Annotated in this window: 15 protein-coding genes and 1 pseudogene; 3 read left to right on the top strand and 13 right to left on the bottom strand. The window is 69.1% G+C overall.

Going from position 1 to position 15422, the window contains the following annotated elements; genetic code table 11:
- Positions 1-74 precede the first annotated feature (74 nt).
- From PVE36_RS03315 to PVE36_RS03290, 6 genes are all read right to left on the bottom strand, one after another.
- Positions 75-1523 (bottom strand): MDR family MFS transporter, encoded by a 1449-nt coding sequence (locus tag PVE36_RS03315; protein ID WP_277454553.1) that lies wholly within the window; start codon positions 1521-1523, stop codon positions 75-77.
- A complete protein-coding gene (locus PVE36_RS03310) occupies positions 1520-2179 on the bottom strand; it encodes a TetR family transcriptional regulator (protein WP_277454552.1) in 660 nt (219 codons plus the stop codon). Before PVE36_RS03310 ends, PVE36_RS03315 begins: the two co-directional genes overlap by 4 nt.
- Before the next feature lie 96 nt (positions 2180-2275).
- On the bottom strand, positions 2276-2521 hold the full coding sequence (locus PVE36_RS03305) for a hypothetical protein (protein WP_277454551.1): 246 nt from the start codon (positions 2519-2521) through the stop codon (positions 2276-2278).
- A gap of 6 nt (positions 2522-2527) precedes the next feature.
- The gene (locus tag PVE36_RS03300; RefSeq protein ID WP_277454550.1) at positions 2528-4051 is read right to left on the bottom strand and encodes a molybdopterin-dependent oxidoreductase; all 1524 of its coding nucleotides are present in this window, start codon (positions 4049-4051) and stop codon (positions 2528-2530) included.
- Positions 4052-4134: 83 nt separating this feature from the next.
- Positions 4135-5094, bottom strand: coding sequence for a formate transporter FocA (gene focA, locus PVE36_RS03295; protein ID WP_277454549.1), 960 nt, complete (start codon positions 5092-5094; stop codon positions 4135-4137).
- Entirely contained in the window at positions 5087-5530 is a 444-nt protein-coding gene (locus tag PVE36_RS03290; RefSeq protein WP_277454548.1) for an RpiB/LacA/LacB family sugar-phosphate isomerase, read from the bottom strand. The genes focA and PVE36_RS03290 overlap by 8 nt, the downstream gene beginning before the upstream one ends.
- A 167-nt stretch (positions 5531-5697) precedes the next feature.
- Here PVE36_RS03290 and PVE36_RS03285 point away from each other — a divergent pair, with 167 nt between their 5' ends.
- The gene (locus tag PVE36_RS03285) at positions 5698-6312 is read left to right on the top strand and encodes a histone deacetylase (RefSeq protein WP_277454547.1); all 615 of its coding nucleotides are present in this window, start codon (positions 5698-5700) and stop codon (positions 6310-6312) included.
- A gap of 40 nt (positions 6313-6352) precedes the next feature.
- Here PVE36_RS03285 and PVE36_RS03280 read toward each other — a convergent pair whose 3' ends face one another.
- Together PVE36_RS03280 and PVE36_RS03275 are read right to left on the bottom strand one after the other, a co-directional pair.
- Positions 6353-6745 carry an NAD-binding protein gene (locus tag PVE36_RS03280; protein ID WP_277455749.1) on the bottom strand — a complete coding sequence of 131 codons (393 nt, stop codon included), beginning with the start codon at positions 6743-6745 and terminating at the stop codon, positions 6353-6355.
- 186 nt (positions 6746-6931) lie between these two features.
- Positions 6932-7908: pseudogene (locus PVE36_RS03275) on the bottom strand (cation:proton antiporter); the annotation flags it as partial.
- A gap of 150 nt (positions 7909-8058) precedes the next feature.
- On the opposite strand from PVE36_RS03275, the gene PVE36_RS03270 reads away from it, so the two are divergent.
- Positions 8059-9654: a hypothetical protein gene (locus tag PVE36_RS03270; RefSeq protein ID WP_277454546.1), complete on the top strand. Its 1596-nt coding sequence runs from the start codon at positions 8059-8061 to the stop codon at positions 9652-9654.
- Positions 9655-9680: 26 nt separating this feature from the next.
- On the opposite strand, the gene PVE36_RS03265 is transcribed toward PVE36_RS03270, so the two are convergent.
- Positions 9681-10658, bottom strand: coding sequence for an LLM class flavin-dependent oxidoreductase (locus PVE36_RS03265; protein WP_277454545.1), 978 nt, complete (start codon positions 10656-10658; stop codon positions 9681-9683).
- Between the two features lie 185 nt (positions 10659-10843).
- On the opposite strand from PVE36_RS03265, the gene PVE36_RS03260 reads away from it, so the two are divergent.
- Entirely contained in the window at positions 10844-11815 is a 972-nt protein-coding gene (locus PVE36_RS03260; RefSeq protein ID WP_277454544.1) for an SPFH domain-containing protein, read from the top strand.
- A 48-nt stretch (positions 11816-11863) separates the two neighbouring features.
- Here the strand turns inward: PVE36_RS03260 and ychF are convergent, their stop codons facing one another.
- From ychF to betC, 4 genes are all read right to left on the bottom strand, one after another.
- Positions 11864-12949 carry a redox-regulated ATPase YchF gene (gene ychF / locus PVE36_RS03255; protein ID WP_277454543.1) on the bottom strand — a complete coding sequence of 362 codons (1086 nt, stop codon included), beginning with the start codon at positions 12947-12949 and terminating at the stop codon, positions 11864-11866.
- Between the two features lie 12 nt (positions 12950-12961).
- The gene (locus PVE36_RS03250) at positions 12962-13249 is read right to left on the bottom strand and encodes a hypothetical protein (protein ID WP_277454542.1); all 288 of its coding nucleotides are present in this window, start codon (positions 13247-13249) and stop codon (positions 12962-12964) included.
- Positions 13246-13806 carry an NUDIX hydrolase gene (locus PVE36_RS03245; RefSeq protein ID WP_277454541.1) on the bottom strand — a complete coding sequence of 187 codons (561 nt, stop codon included), beginning with the start codon at positions 13804-13806 and terminating at the stop codon, positions 13246-13248. Before PVE36_RS03245 ends, PVE36_RS03250 begins: the two co-directional genes overlap by 4 nt.
- 75 nt (positions 13807-13881) lie before the next feature.
- Positions 13882-15405, bottom strand: coding sequence for a choline-sulfatase (betC, locus tag PVE36_RS03240; RefSeq protein ID WP_277454540.1), 1524 nt, complete (start codon positions 15403-15405; stop codon positions 13882-13884).
- Positions 15406-15422: the final 17 nt, after the last annotated feature.

The following is a 15422-nucleotide window of genomic DNA, read 5'->3' as shown; positions in this document are numbered from 1 at the left end:
TACACCCATTTATCTTGATGTCAAGAGATTCTGCCGACGCGGCCGGCGCCCCTCCCCCTTCGCGCGGTGCCGGGTCAGCGTCGGTGGGCGGTCTCCCTGATGAAGAAGGAGCCGACGATCCCGACGACGCCCAGGACCCCGGCGACGACGAAGGAGACGTTCGCGCCGTGGATGAGGCCCGCCCTCCCGTAGATCTCGGGGTCGCGGACGGCCGTGGCCATGACGGTGACGAGGACGGCCGTCCCGACGGCGGCGGCGATCTGGCGCATGGTGTTGTTCAGCGCGGTGCCGTGCGGGATGAGCTTGGGCGGCAGCTGGTTCAGCGCGGCCGTGGTCACCGGCATGATGATCATGGCCGTGCCGATCATCCGCACCGTGTTGACGACCGCGATGTAGGTGAAGGTCGTGTCGACCTCCAGCCGCGCGAGCATGAAGGTCGTGATCGTCAGGAGGGTGAAGCCGGGGACGGCCAGCCACTTCGCACCGATGCGGTCGAAGATCCGCCCGGTGACCGGTGACATCAGACCCATGACCGCGGCGCCGGGCAGCAGCGCCAGACCGGACTCCATCGCCGTGTAGTCGCTCATGTTCTGCATGTAGAGCGGCAGGATCAGCATGCCGCCGATCATCACCATGAAGACACACATGCCCAGCGCGGTGTTGAGCGTGAACATCGGGTAGCGCAGGACCCGGAACTCCAGGATCGGCTCCGGCAACCACAGCTGGCGGCGGATGAAGACCACCAGCGTGCCGATGCCGATGACCAGCGGCAGGGCGACCTGCGGGCTGGTCCAGCTGGCGTTGCCGGCGGCACCGAGACCGAAGAGCAGCCCACCGAAGCCGATCGAGGACAGGACGATCGAGGCGATGTCGAGGCGCGGGTGTGTCTGCTCGGTGACGTTGCGCAGGATGAACCAGGCGACGGCCAGGTCGACCACCGCGAAGGGCAGCATCATCCAGAACAGCACGTGCCAGTCGACGTGGTCGACGATCCAGCCCGACAGGCTCGGCCCGATCGCGGGCGCGAAGGCGATGACCAGCCCGAAGGTGCCCATCGCCTGACCCCGCTTGCCCAGCGGGAAGATCGCGAAGAGGATCGTCTGCATCAGCGGGATGATGATGCCCGCGCCGCTCGCCTGGATGATCCGTCCGACGAGGAGCACGGGGAAGGTCGGGGCGATCGCGCAGGCGAGTGTCCCCACGATGAAGAGCCCCATGGCCGTGAAGAAGAGCGCGCGCGTCGTGAACTTGTTGATGAGGAACGCGGTGACCGGGATCATGATCCCGTTGACGAGCATGAAGATCGTCGTCAGCCACTGGGCCGTGCTCGCGGTGATCCCGAAGTCCGCCATGAACGCCGGCAGCGCCGTGTTCAGCAGCGTCTGGTTGAGGATCATGACGAAGGCGCCGGACACGAGCACGGCGAGCACCACGTTGCGGTTGATCGGCCGGGCGGGTACGTCACCGTCGGTGGCCTTCTCGGCGGTGGGAGCAGGGTCGGAGCGGGTGGCGTCCTTCGTCACGCGGGGCGCTCTCCTTCGGCGGGTCGTGCGCTGGCCCCGTCGGCACCCACGCCGTGCTGGAGCAGGTCGAAGCCGGCGGCGATGAGGTCGGTGGGCGACTGGGAGTCGTCGACCGTCCAGCGGCGGACGGCCACGCGCACGATCCCCAGCGCGAGTGCGGCGAGCGTCGCTGGACGCAGGTCGTCGGGTGCCAGCCCGGTGCGCTCGGCGACGCCCTCGGCGAAGGCCCGCTCGACCGTCGCGAACTGCGCCAGCTGGCGGGCGAGGAGGGCGGGATCGGACTGGATGAGGCGCTGGCGCTGCAGCATCTGCTCGCGACCCGACTCCATGCCGGCGACGAGGTCGCTGTCGATGACGGCGGCACGAAGGGAGTCGATCGGCGCCTCGTCGTGGGGTCGGCCGATGATCGCCTCACGCAGCTGCGCGCCCACGGCCGCGCCGTCGGTGACGAGCGCGTCCTCCTTGCAGGCGAAGTAGTTGAAGAAGGTCCGCGGCGCGATGTCGGCGGCCTCGCTGATCCGGGCCACCGTCAGGGCGTCGACGCCCGACTCCAGGGAGAGCGCGAGCGCGGCGTCACGGATGGCGCTGCGGGTCTCGACCTTCTTGCGCTCGCGGCGACCCGGCTGGTCGGGGGATGGCGGGGTCTGGTCAGGCACGTCGACCCACGATACGCGCCTTTTTGCAGTCAGTGCAAAAAGGCGCATATCCGTCGTCCGGGCCGCCGCCTTCCCTGGGGTCGTGCGACGTCCGGGCTACCCCTCGACGAGCTGGTAGTCACCTGCCCGGGCGAGCGTCTCGGCGATCAGGTCCCGGTCGGGGACCACGTCGTCCGTGTGCTTGATCCACAAGCGCGTCGGCTCGCCCGCCACGATCTCGAAGGTCGCCTGACCCAGGCCGTTCTCGGCAAAGATGTCGAACAGCGCTTGCAACGCCTTCTTGGTGTCGGCGTCGTCGTGGACGCCCTCCACCAGGAAGCGGGTCGAGACGATCCTCGTCACGCGTGATCAGATCCTTCCGTTGAACGCCTGCAGGGCGGAGTCCTCTCTGGTCCCGCCACGACCGTCACCGTACTCCGCGAAGTCGTGGACCCACATGATGCGCGAGACCCACTTCACGTGCTTGTAGCCGTGGTTGGACTCGACCCGCATGCGCGCGGGCGCGCCCAGGTGGTCCTCGAGCGGGAGGCCGTTGCGCTCGTAGGCGAGGATCGACTCCTCCTCCGCCATCGTCTCGAGGTCGATGGCCGCGTAGAAGGGCTCCCGCGGGCGGTTGTCGTACATCTTCTGCGCCAGGCCGTAGGACTCGGCGAGGAGGTAGCGGGCCCCCTCGGGACGCGGACCGAGCTGCTCCATCAGGTCGGTGAGGCGCACGCCGGTCCAGCGGGAGGTCGCCGACCAGCCCTGCATGCAGGTGTGCGTGGCGATGTAGGAGTGCCGGGGCAGGGCCTTGAGGTCGGCGACGGTCAGCACCTTCTCGACGTCGTTGATGTCGTCACGGAGCGTGATCGTCAGCCCCTCCCAGTCGTTGTCCCGGGCCTCGATCCACGCGGCCGACTCCTCCTGCGTCGGCGGGAGGCCGTTGGTCCAGTGGAACTCGGAGATGTCGTCGTCGGTGTAGGCCTTCTTCCGCGCACCGAGCGGCCGCATGCGATTGAGGAAGAGCTTGCGGCCGACCTCGGTGACCCCGGCGGTGAACTTCTGCGCACGGACCCGGTCGGCCAGCGACCAGTAGGACAACGCGATCCAGAAGATCGCGACCGCGACGATGGTGGCGATCATGATGACGAGGGCCTGCGCGGCCCGGGCCGTCGTGACCTCACCTCCGCCGAAGACCATGTTGATCATGTTGTGCTCGCGGTTGACGAGGAAAACGAGGGACACGTGCATCACGATGAAGCCCGAGAAGATGACCAGCCCGATGAAGTGCAGGGAACGCGCGCCCTGGTGACCGCCCCACATCTTGACGAACCACGGGTAGCGGGAGCGGATCGCCGGTGACATCGCGATGCCGGTGAGCATCTGGAAGGGGGCCAGCACGAAGATCACGAAGGTGTAGCCCAGCATCTGCAGCGAGTCGTAGGGCGTGAAGTGGCTGATGTCCGGAGCCGTGAAGTTCAGGTACATCAGCAGCGAGTCCCAGGCCTCGGGGAAGACCTCCCACGAGGTCGGCACGATGCGTCGCCACAGTCCGGTGGCGAAGAGCAGGGCGATGTAGACGACCCCGTTGAGCACCCAGAACATCACCGACAGGCCGTGCCAGTGGCGACCCAGGCCGATGTTCTCCCGACCGGGCAGTGAGAGCAGCGGATGCACGGACTTCTCGTCCATCAGTGAGGTGTAGACCCCCTCCTCCTTGGGCAGCTCACGCCTGGTGAACTTCAACCACTCCGTGCCGGGCGCGCAGTCCTTGCGCCACCACAGCCGGGGCAGGGAGGACAGCATCTCGATGCCCGATCGGATGAGCATGCCCATCAGGATGAAATTGAGGAGGTGCTGCGCCCGCAGCCACAGGGGGAAATCGACATCCATTGCCTTGCTCCACTTCTACGTGTGCCGTGACGTCCGTGCTGCGCGGGGACGTCGGGGACTGCTTGTTCGGGTCGTGCGGGTGGTCAGTCGCCGGCGGCCTCCCCCTTCGCAGCGGCCGCCGGGCGGGCACCCACCGTCGGCGAGCCCAACGCCCTGCCCGGGCGATCGAGGAAGTGGAAGATCGTCCAGTAGAGGACGCCGATCATCACGCCGCCGCCGACGATGTTGCCGAGGGTGACCGGCAGCAGGTTGTCGACGAGGAAGTTGGTCCAAGTGAGGTCGCCGTAGGCGCCCGCGTCCAGGCCCGAGGTGGCCCAGAACTCCTGGCCTGCGGTTGAACGCACGAGGATGCCGAGCGGGATCATGAACATGTTGGCGACCGAGTGCTCGAACCCGGTGGCGACGAAGAGGGCGATCGGCATCGTCACCGCGACCACCTTGTCCACGGTGGTCCGCCCGCTGTAGGCCGCCCAGATGGCGAGGCAGACCATGAGGTTGCACAGGACCCCGAGCACGAACGCGGTGAGGAAGTCGTGGTGGACCTTCTTCAACGCGACGTCCAGGACCACCGCGCCCCACCGGCCCTCCGCCTGCTCCCAGACCCGACCGAGGTGGATCAGCACGACGATGGTCAGGGCCCCGATGAAGTTGCCGACGAAGACGACCACCCAGTTGCGCAGGAGCTGCCACGTGGTGATGCGTCCACTCGCCCGGGCCGTGAGGGTCAGGGTCGAGGAGGTGAACAGCTCCGCGCCGGTGAGCACGACGAGCGCCAGTCCGGTGGCGAAGACGAGGCCACCCATGACCTTGGCGACCCCGAACGGCAGCTGCTCCGCACCCACCTGGCTCGTGGTGAAGAAGACGAAGCCGAGCGCGATGTAACCCCCTGCGGTGAGCGCGAGGAGGAAGGACTTCAGCTGGTTGCTCGTGGCCTTGCCGAAGGCGGCGTCCTCGGCGGCCCGGGCCATCTGGGAGGGGGTCGGGATCGCGCCGCTGCTGCCCCCCGGCGCCGCCTGCGCGGACACGTCGGTGTGGTCAGGCACCGGACTCGAACTCGTCGATCTCGCGGACCTTCGGCCCGTAGAAGCCGGACGGGTCGTGGCGCAGGTCGAGCCACAGGTCGACGAGCGCGCGTGCGTGGGCCGGGGCGATGACGTTCTGCCCCATGCACAGGATCTGGGCGTCGTAGTTCTCCACGGCCCCGCGCACCGTCACCAGGTCGTGCGCGGTCGCGGCCCGCGCGCCGGTGACCTTGGTCGCCGCGATCGCGGTACCGACCCCGGTCCCGCACACGAGGACGGCGCGGTCGGCGCTCCCGTCGACGACCTGCTGCGCGGCGGCGACGGAGACGGCCGGATAGGTGGTGTCCGGGCTGGAGATGTCGACGACCTCACTGACCCGGTCGTCCTTCTCGAGCAAGTCCTTGATCTCGTCCTTGAGTGCCACACCGTTGCTGGGTGCACCGACCACGATCCGCATGACTGGCAACTCCTTCATCGTCCAACCGATTTTCCACTACAAAGCATAGTAGATATTCGGGTGCCCCTCGGACGGGGGGTGGACCGACGCTCCGCCGCCTCGCGGCACGTGCACTCGCGCAGGGGTGTGATCGCGCCGTGCGACGGGGGTACCCCACAATGGGAACGATGCCTGCGTCAGAGATCTGGTACGTCAGCTACGGCTCCAACATGTCCCGCCGGCGCCTCGGGTGCTACATCGAAGGGGGCCGCCCACCCGGCTCCGCGGTGACCTACGGCGGCGCCCGCGACGCGACCATGCCGGTCGCCGACCTGGCGGTCACCCTCCCCGGGAGCCTGTACTTCGCGGGCGACTCGCCCACCTGGGGTGGTGGGGTGGCCTTCTACGACCACGACGCACCGAGCGGGACGCCGGCACGCGCGTACCGCATCACCGTCGGTCAGTTCGTCGATCTGGCGAACCAGGAGATGCACCGCATCCCCGACCCGGACGACCCGCTCGAGGAGGTGCTCCTCGCGGGCCTGCCGGACGCGCGTCACCACGCCGGCCCCGGGCACTACGAGACGCTCATCGAGGTGGGTCGTCACGAGGGCCTGCCGATGCTGACCTTCACCGCCCCCCACGGCCTGGACGCGGTGCCGCACACGCGGCCCGAGCCGGCGTACCTCGCCATGCTCGCGGAGGGCCTGCGTGAGGCGCACGGCTGGGACGAGGCGCAGGTGGCGGACTACTTCGCCTCCGTGGTCGGCCACGAGGATCTGCGGGTCGGCACGCCCATGTGACGCTGCGGACGACGGCGAAGGGGGTGCCCCCCCTTCGCCCTCACTCCGGCAGACGCATCGCGAGGGCCGCCAGGGAGTGCCCCGCTCCCGCATAGATGTTCAGGACCGCGTGCACCCCCTCCTCGGAGAGGTGGGCGACCTGGTCCGGGTGCTGCGCCACCGCGACGATCCGACCGGCGAACCCCGCGTCGTGCAGCCGCTCGAGGGCATAGGCGTTCGAGTCGTGGAAAGCCATCGCCAGGACGACGGTGGTGACGAACCCACCGGAGACCAGGCGGGTCCAGAACTCCAGATCGGTCGCGTCGCCCTCGAGCACGTTGAGCCCGTCCTCCTCCAGCCGGGTGATCACCGCGTGGTCGTTGTCGATGCCCAGGACCGCCATCTGCCCCTCGTGGGTGAGCCGCTCGTAGGCGGCCCTGCCCACACGGCCCATCCCGAGCACGACGACGTCGGATCCGCTCGTGTCGATCGGCCGGTCGGAGTGGCGCAGCCTTGCCGGGTCCTGGGCCGGGAGCAGGTCGCTCAGCGCAGTGGTGAGCCGGAGCCCGTGGGCGTTGAGCAGCGAGGAGACGACCATGCTCACCGCGACGGCGAAGGCCACGACCGTCAGCCAGCGCCCGGGCAGCAGGCCGCTGGTCACCCCGACGGCGGTGACGATGATGGAGAACTCGGAGAAGTTGCTGAGGACCAGCCCCATCCGGACCGTGGTCCGGTTGCGCAGGCCGAAGGCCCGGCCGAGGACCACGAAGCCGATGAACGTCAACGGCAACAGCACGAGGCACAGGACCACGGCCATGGTCGCGTCGGCCCAGGTCGGGGACGAGGTCATCCCGATCGTGAGGAAGAACCCGACGAGGAACAGCTCCTTGACGCTGAAGAGGGCCTTGGACATCTCGATGGCGCGAGGGTGACTCGCGAACAGCAGGCCCATCACCAGCGCTCCGAGATCACCCTTGATGCCCACGGCCTCGAACGCGAAGTAGCCGGGACCGAGCGCCATGGCGACACCGAAGAGCACGACGAGCTCGTCGTGCCCGATGCGGTCCAGGACGTGGCGCAGCAGCCACGCCAGAGGAAGGACGAGCACCAGCGCGAGGGCCCACGGGCTCAGCGGCTCGTCACCGGTGGCGGTGATGAACGCCACCGCCAGCAGGTCCTGGATCACCAGGATCGCGATCGCCGTCTGCCCGTAGAAGGACCCGTCGTCCGAGCGTTCCTCCAGGACCTTCATGCACAGCACGGTGGACGAGAAGGAAGGGCGAATCCCATCAGGACCAGGGTGCGCCATCCCTCGACGGCGGCGAAGCCCATGGCCCCCGCGGCCCCGACCGCACCGGCACCCACGAGCACGCTGAACACGAGATGCAGGGACGCGGTCCCGTACGCCTCGGGGCGCAGCAGGGACCGGACGTCGAACTTGAGCCCGATGGTGAACAGCAGGAGCGTGACACCGACCCCGGCCAGCTCCTCCAGTCCGGGGAAGGGCTCGACCGGCACGCCACCGAGCACGAAGCCCGCCGCGAGGAAGCCGACCAGCGCCGGTACGCGCAGCACGTGCGCGACCGTGCCGAACGCTGCGGCAGCGATCAGTGTCATCGCGATGTCGTTCACGGCGGCCTTCCCACGCTCCCGGGTCGACCCTATCCACCGCAGGCGGTGGGCACGGGGAGGCTCCGCACGCCGCCACCCCACGTCTCGCTGATTCGCCCCCTCCCCGCGGACCCCTCTGGGCAGTACGGTGCCATGGTGAGGACGTCACCACAGCCGACGCCCACGGGCACCAGCGTCGACCGCGCCGAGGGAGACCGGATCCGGCGCCGGGTGAAGTTGCTCGTCGACATCACCTCCCGGGTCGGCGAGTACCGCGACGGCCTGGAGCTCGCCGTCGACCGCCTCACCGACCACGAGGCGACGATCATCCAGGACCTCGAGCGGCACGGGCTCGACGTGCCACAGCTGCGCGAGGTCCTCTGGGGCGGGCACGTGCTCGTCGACGATCCCGACCTCTACGAGAGGTGGCGCTTCCCCACGTCCCGGGAGCGCCTGTCCAGCCACCACAAGACGATGGACAAGTCGCAGTACCCGGACCTGGGCATGAAGGGCCCGCTCGTGCGGGAGAAGCTGCACGGTCGCACGAGGACGGGGACGTGGCTGCAGTTCGAGAAGACCCCGGCGGCGATGGGGCACGGCTTCCGCCTGCCGACGTGGACCGACTTCCTGCACCTGTGCGACTTCGTCGTCTACCGCATCACCAAGAGCAACGTCGGCCCGTGGGGACTGTCGAAGCAGACCGAGCGGTGGCCGATGTACCTCTCCCCGGCCATCTCCTCGTCGCTCCCGGTGTCCCCGGCGGCTCTCGACGAGCTGACTGCCGCCCTGGAAAGGATCGAGGACGCGGACGACACCACGTCCGCCTCACCCGACCTCGCGCGGCACTTCCCGCCGCCGGACCGGGCGAGCACCACGGCCGAGCTCGTCTTCGATCCGGGGACGCGCAACGGGCGCGGCATGTTCGGCGCCGTCAACATCCACGTGCACACCGGGCAGGTCCAGGACGCGCGACGGGCGCTCGACCGGGCTCGTGGGGCCGGGCCGCCCCGATGGACCCTGCCGCCGGTCGCCGACACAGGAGGAACCATGACCAGCACGACGAGCTCGGCCGACATCCCGGCCGAGACCCTCGAGAACCTCGTGGACCTCGTGGGGACCGGCCCGGTCCTCCTCGGCGCCTACACCCTGGCCGAGATCGACGCCGTCGGCGCGATCGACCACCTCTTCGAGGAGAAGCCCGCCCCCGAGCTCATCGCCGAGGCCGTGCGCTCCCTCGCAGCCCGGGGCCTCATCTCGACCGACAGGGGCTCGGACACGCTGCAGGTGCGGGGCGACCTCGGCATCGGGACCGCCGTCCAGCACCGCTCACGGATCGCCATCGACGCTCGCGTCACGGGTACGGAGCCGGACCAGCCGTGGCGGTTCGTGCTCATGCCGCAGCCGGAGGGCATCACCCTCGAGGTGCTCATCGATGCGCTGGGCATCCACACCTACTCCCTGCGCGGCCACGAGGAGGCGCTGGAGCGGTTGTGGAAGCGCCTTCCCTCCGGCGGTCGTGGACCCGAGGGCGCCGATGCGGACACGCTCCTGGGCAGCAGCCCCTGCACGGCCCTGGTCACCGTCAACCGGTGGGACGACTCCGGTGGGCACACGAGCACGGACCTCGTCCTCGCGCAGGAGGGCGGCGACTGCCACGCCTTCGTCCGGGACGAGCAGGACCCCGACACCCTCGTCGCGACGGGCAAGGACGAGGACGAGTGGCGGCGGCTGATCGTGCAGGCCGCGTCCTGACTCCGAGCGGGGCCGAGGGGTGTGGGTCAGTCCCAGGCCTGCGCCAGCAGCTCGATCGAGCGCTCCCGGACGGATGGCTCGAAGGCATAGGTCACGGTGATGAGTTCGTCGGCGCCCGTACGCTCGACGAACTCCTCCAGCTGCCGCACGGCACGCGCGGGTGAGCCGATGGCCTTGACGGCAAGCATCGGGCTGTCGAGGCCCGGGGTGCCGGCGTCAACCGGAGGCCGCAGCCTGCCGCGCTCCCCACGCGCCATGCCGGCGAACATCTGGCCGACGGTGGTGAACTGCCGCTCGGCCTCGGCATCGCTGTCGGCCACCATCACGTTGACCCCGGCCATGACGTATGGCTGCTCGATCTGCGCGGTCGGCGCATCAGCGGTGAAGCTCTCCCGGTAGACCCTGATCGCATCATCGATCTGGTCCGGGGCGAAGTGCGAGGCCAGGGAGAAGGGCAGGCCCAGCTGTCCGGCGATCGAGGCTCCGTTGACGGTCGACCCGAGCACCCAGATGGGCACGTCCGTCCCGGCGGACACGACCGAGGCGATCGGCGTGCTGTGGCCGGTGCCCTCCGGGCCGAACCACCCCTGCAGGTCGTAGATGTTCTGCGCGAAGGCCTGGGGCTCCGCCGAGGAGCGGCTCAGCGCCTGGGCCGTCATCATGTCGGTGCCGGGGGCGCGGCCGAGGCCGAGGTCGATGCGGTCGCCGTGGACGTTGGCGAGGGTCCCGTACTGCTCGGCCACCATGAGCGGGGCGTGGTTGGGCAGCATGACCCCGCCGGCTCCGAGGCGAATCCGCTCGGTGGCGTGCGCCGCTTCGGCGATGACCAGTGACGTGGCGCTGGAGGCGATGCTCTCCGTGTTGTGGTGCTCGGCGTACCAGATCCGCGCATAACCGAGCCGGTCAGCGAGCCGTGCCGCCGACATGGCGTCGGCGATGGCCTCTCGGGCCGACGAGCCCTCCGAGATGGAGACGAGATCGAGGATGCTCAGGGGAACGCGCACGGCGGGTGGAACTCCTTGGTCGACGGAACGACCGGGGGCTCGATGGCTCCCGGTCCTCATCGGATGAAGCCCCTGGATGCCTGGGACTATTCCGGCCTCCACGTTGCACGGTCGCGTCGGGCCGTGGCGGCCTTGGCGTGGACCGATACGGTGGAGGACCACGTCCCCTGACAACGGAGTCCGCCATGGATCTGCTGATCACCCTTGCCATCGTCGCCGTCGTCGTGGCGGGGGTGGCGACCCTCGTTTTCGGTGGCCTGCGCACCAGCATCTTCTTCACGGTCAAGACGCAGGAGAACGTGATCGTGGAGCGCTTCGGCAAGTACAAGAAGGTCGCCAAGCCGGGCCTGAACGTCAAGACGCCCTTCATCGAGACCACGACGCGACCGATCTCGCTGCGCGTCCGCCAGCTCGAGGTCAACATCGAGACCAAGACCAAGGACAACGTCTTCGTCACCATCCCCGTGGCGGTGCAGTTCGTCATCGGCGAGGAGAACGTCGTCGACGCCTACTACAAGCTGGACAACCCGGAGGAGCAGATCCGCTCCTACGTCTTCGACACCGTCCGCTCGTCGCTGTCGTCGATGACCCTGGACACCTCCTTCGAGTCCAAGGACGACATCGCCTCGGCCGTGGAGAACCGGTTGTCGGAGTCCATGGCCCGTTACGGCTTCCAGATCGTCAACACCCTGGTCACCGACATCTCCCCCGACCAGAGGGTGCGGGACTCGATGAACTCCATCAACGCCGCCCAGCGGGACCGCGACGCCGCCCAGTCGCTGGCCGAGGCGGACAAGATCAAGCGGGTGACCCAGGCCGAGGCCGACGCCGATGCCCGGCGGCTGCAGGGTGAGGGCGTCGCCGCTCAGCGGAAGGCGATCGCCACCGGCATCGCCGAGCAGTACGAGATGCTCAAGCGAGCCGGCATCGAGGACACCGCCGAGCAGCTGCTGCTGATGAACCAGTACTTCGACACGCTGGGGGACGTGGCCCGCAACGGTAAGTCGAACGTGCTCTTCCTGCCGTCGAACCCGGGGTCGGTGGGCGACCTCTTCCAGGAGATCCGCAACTCGCTGCTGTCGGCACAGGAGGCGGGGAGGGCCTCTGACGCCGCCGACCCGGACGTCGGCTCCGGCTTCGAGGAGTACCGCCCCTGACGGCTCACCCTCGGCACCCGTCACGAGCGCGAGGGTGGGCCCGGGGGCTCACACGTTGAAGCGGAACTCCACCACGTCACCATCGGCCATGACGTAGTCCTTGCCCTCCATGCGCACCTTGCCGGCCGCCTTCGCCTCATTCATCGAGCCGAGCGTGTCCAGGTCCTCGTAGGAGACGACCTCGGCCTTGATGAACCCGCGCTCGAAGTCGGTGTGGATGACGCCGGCGGCCTGCGGCGCCTTGTCCCCGCGGTGGATCGTCCACGCGCGGGCCTCCTTGGGGCCGGCGGTGAGGTAGGTCTGCAGGCCGAGGGTGTTGAAGCCCTTGCGCGCGAGCTGGTCCAAACCCGGCTCGTCGATGCCGACGGCCTCGAGGAGCTCGCGGGCGTCCTCGTCGTCGAGCTCGGCGACCTCGGACTCGAGCTTGGCGTTGAGGAAGATCGCCTCGGCCGGCTCGACGAGGGCCTGCATGCGGTCTTGGAAGTCGGTGTCGGTCAGCTGGTCCTCGTCGACGTTGAAGACGTAGAGGAAGGGCTTGGTCGTCAGCAGGCCGAGCTGGCGGGCGATCCCGAGGTCGACGCCGGCCGCCTCCCCCTTCGCGAAGAGCGTGTCGCCGGCCTCGAGGACCTCGCGCGCGGCGAGCGCGGTGTCGAGGACCTCCTTCTCGGTCTTCTTCCCCTTGACCTCCTTCTCGAGGCGCGGGACGGCGGACTCGAGGGTCTGCAGGTCGGCGAGGACGAGCTCGGTGTTGATCGTCTCCATGTCGGAGGAGGGGTCGATCTTGCCATCGACGTGGGTGACGTCGTCGTCGACGAAGGCGCGCACCACCTGGCAGATCGCGTCCGACTCGCGGATGTTGGCGAGGAACTTGTTCCCCAGCCCCTCCCCTTCGCTCGCGCCGCGCACGATGCCGGCGATGTCGACGAAGGAGACCGTCGCCGGGAGGATCTTCTCGCTGCCGAAGATCTCGGCGAGCCGACCGAGCCGGGAGTCCGGCAACGGGACGACGCCGACGTTCGGCTCGATGGTCGCGAACGGGTAGTTCGCGGCGAGGACGCTGTTCTTGGTCAGTGCGTTGAACATCGTCGACTTGCCGACGTTGGGGAGACCGACGATTCCGATGGAGAGTGCCACGGGGACGAGAGTCTACCGGTGCGAAGGGGGGCGCTCACCCCGGTCCGTCCCCGCGGCCACCCACCGGCCCAGCACGAGACGCAGCATCAGCCAGTTCGCGACGGCGAGCACGAGGAGACCGAGCAGCGCCGGCCACGATCCACCGGAGGTGGCGAGGACCGGGACGTAGAGCAGGCACGCGAGCACGGGCACGGCAGCGACGAGCAGGACCATGTCCTTGACCGTCTCGCGTCCCCACAGGTCGAACAGCGACGGAGGCGGCCGACGGGGAGGTCGTTCGCCGGACGGGTCGCCGCTCACATGCCGTCCCGGTGTGCGGAGTTCTCGAGGAAGGCGGTGTCCTCGCGACCGTCGAGCGCAACCCCGGCGAGCATCTCGGCCGTGTACCCGGCGGTGCGCTCCTCGATCGTCTCCGCGTCCGCCCAGTGCACCGCCTTGATCTCGCGGCGCTGGAGGACCACCCGCTCGAGCGTGTCCTCGGCGACGCAGCCGAGGTCGAAGAGGCACAGCAGCGCGTCGTCCCACCCGCGGTAGGGCGGCAGCCAGTTGACAGCGAGCAGTCCCCGGACGCTCACGTCGAGGCCGAGCTCCTCACGCACCTCTCGCTCGACGCAGTCGGCCGGTGACTCGTCCGGGTCGACGATGCCGCCGGGCAGGTCCCAGTCCTTCTTGTAGACCAGCTCGCACAGGGCGATCCGCCCGTCCTCGGTCCGCAGGACACCCTGAGCGATGAGGCGCTTCTTCGGCATCCGGGCGTTGAGCACCCGGATGAACGCCCGGCGCCCCTGCTCCGACTCGAGATCGGGACGTCGGGTGGTCTCCATGACCTCGTTCTCGTTGAGCTCCTCTGACGCCATGTCACGAGGCTACCGGCCGCACCCGAGCGAGCCCGTCCGGCGCATGCCCGTTGGCTCCTCGAGGCGCCGTCGACCTCACACGTCGCGGATCCGGCCGTGCGCCAGTGCGCCCCAGAAGTCACCACGGACGTAGCGCTCCTGCGGGTGCGGGGTGAAGTCCCACGGCCGGCGTCGACCCTGCTCGAGCGCACCCGCCACGAACCGTCGCCGGGACTGGCTGGCCAGCACCTCCGCCTCGAGCAGCGCCAGGTCGTAGCGAACCTCCAGTGCCCCTCGCAGCGACTGCACGAGGTCGGCGCGCTCGGAGGCGATGTTGTGCTGCTCGTCCGGGTCGGCGCTCAGGTCGAAGAGCTGGTCGGGATCCCCGGGGCAGAGCACGTACTTGTACCGGCCGCGCACGAGGGTCAGCTGGGGCCGCAGCGTGCCCTCCGCGAGGTACTCGATGACGACATCGCGGTCCTCGGGCCCCGCCTCCCCGGCGGTTTCGCGTCGGGCGGACTCGAGCAGCGACAGGCCGCGGGGCAGCTCGTCGCGCCGTGGTGGTGCACCGGCCAGCTCGAGCAGAGTGGGCATGAGGTCCAGCAGGGAGACCGGGTTGGCATAGCGGCCCCTGGGGACGAGGTGGTCCGGCCCGTGGACGATGAGCGGCACCCGGGAGGACTGCTCGTACGGCGACATCTTGAACCACAGCCCCTTCTCCCCGAGCATGTCGCCGTGGTCGCTGGTGACGATGACGACCGTGTTCTCCCGCAGCCCGAGGCTCTCCAGCCGATCGAGGATGCGCCCCACGTGGTCGTCGATGTAGCTCACCGCGGCGTAGTACGACCGTCGGGCCCTGCGGATCTCCTCCATGGTCGGCTCGCGGCGGTCGAAGCCGCTCATGGCGCGCAGCCGGTGGCTGTGCGGGTCCTCGCTCGGGCTCGGCACCCGCGGATGCTTCGGGTCCGGGATGTCGACGTCGGCGAACCGGTCCCAGTGCTCCAGCGGCGGCTCGTACGGGTCGTGGGGGTGGATGAAGCTGGTGACCATGAGGAAGGGGACGGCCTCCCCCGCGCCCTGGTTGGCCCGGACCCGGTCGTTGAGGTGGCGCAGGGCGTGGAACCCCACCTCGTCGTCGAAGTCCTGCTGGACGGTCGCCTTGGAGACGCCGGCGGTGTAGACCGCGTCGGCGTCGTGGTACCACTGCAACCGGTCGTCCAGGGCGCGCTGCCAGTCGGGGACCATGTCCATGTCCGCCGGGTACACGTCGGTGGTGAGCCGCTCCTCGAAGCCGTGGTGCTGGTCCGGCCCGATGAAGTGCATCCGCCCGATGAGGGCCGTGTGGTACCCGGCGACGCGCAGGTGGTGGGCGAAGGTCGGGCTGGACGCCGGGAAGTCGTCACCGTTGTCGTAGCAGCCGAGCTCCGAGGGCATCTGACCGGTCATCATCGACGCGCGCGACGGGGCACACAACGGGGTGTTGCAGTAGGCGCGGTCGAAGACTGCGGACTCCTGCGCCAGAGCGTCGATGTGCGGTGTCCTGGCCGCCTCGTCCCCATAGGCTCCCAGTGCCTGCGGGGCCATCTGGTCGGCCTGGACGACGATGATGTTCGGTCTCACGATCTACGATTCCTTCC

Origin of the sequence: Janibacter sp. DB-40, from assembly GCF_029510815.1 — a bacterium.
GTDB lineage: Bacteria > Actinomycetota > Actinomycetes > Actinomycetales > Dermatophilaceae > Janibacter.
Note: the sequence above shows the minus strand (reverse complement) of the source record. Positions and strands in the feature narration are given on the sequence as shown.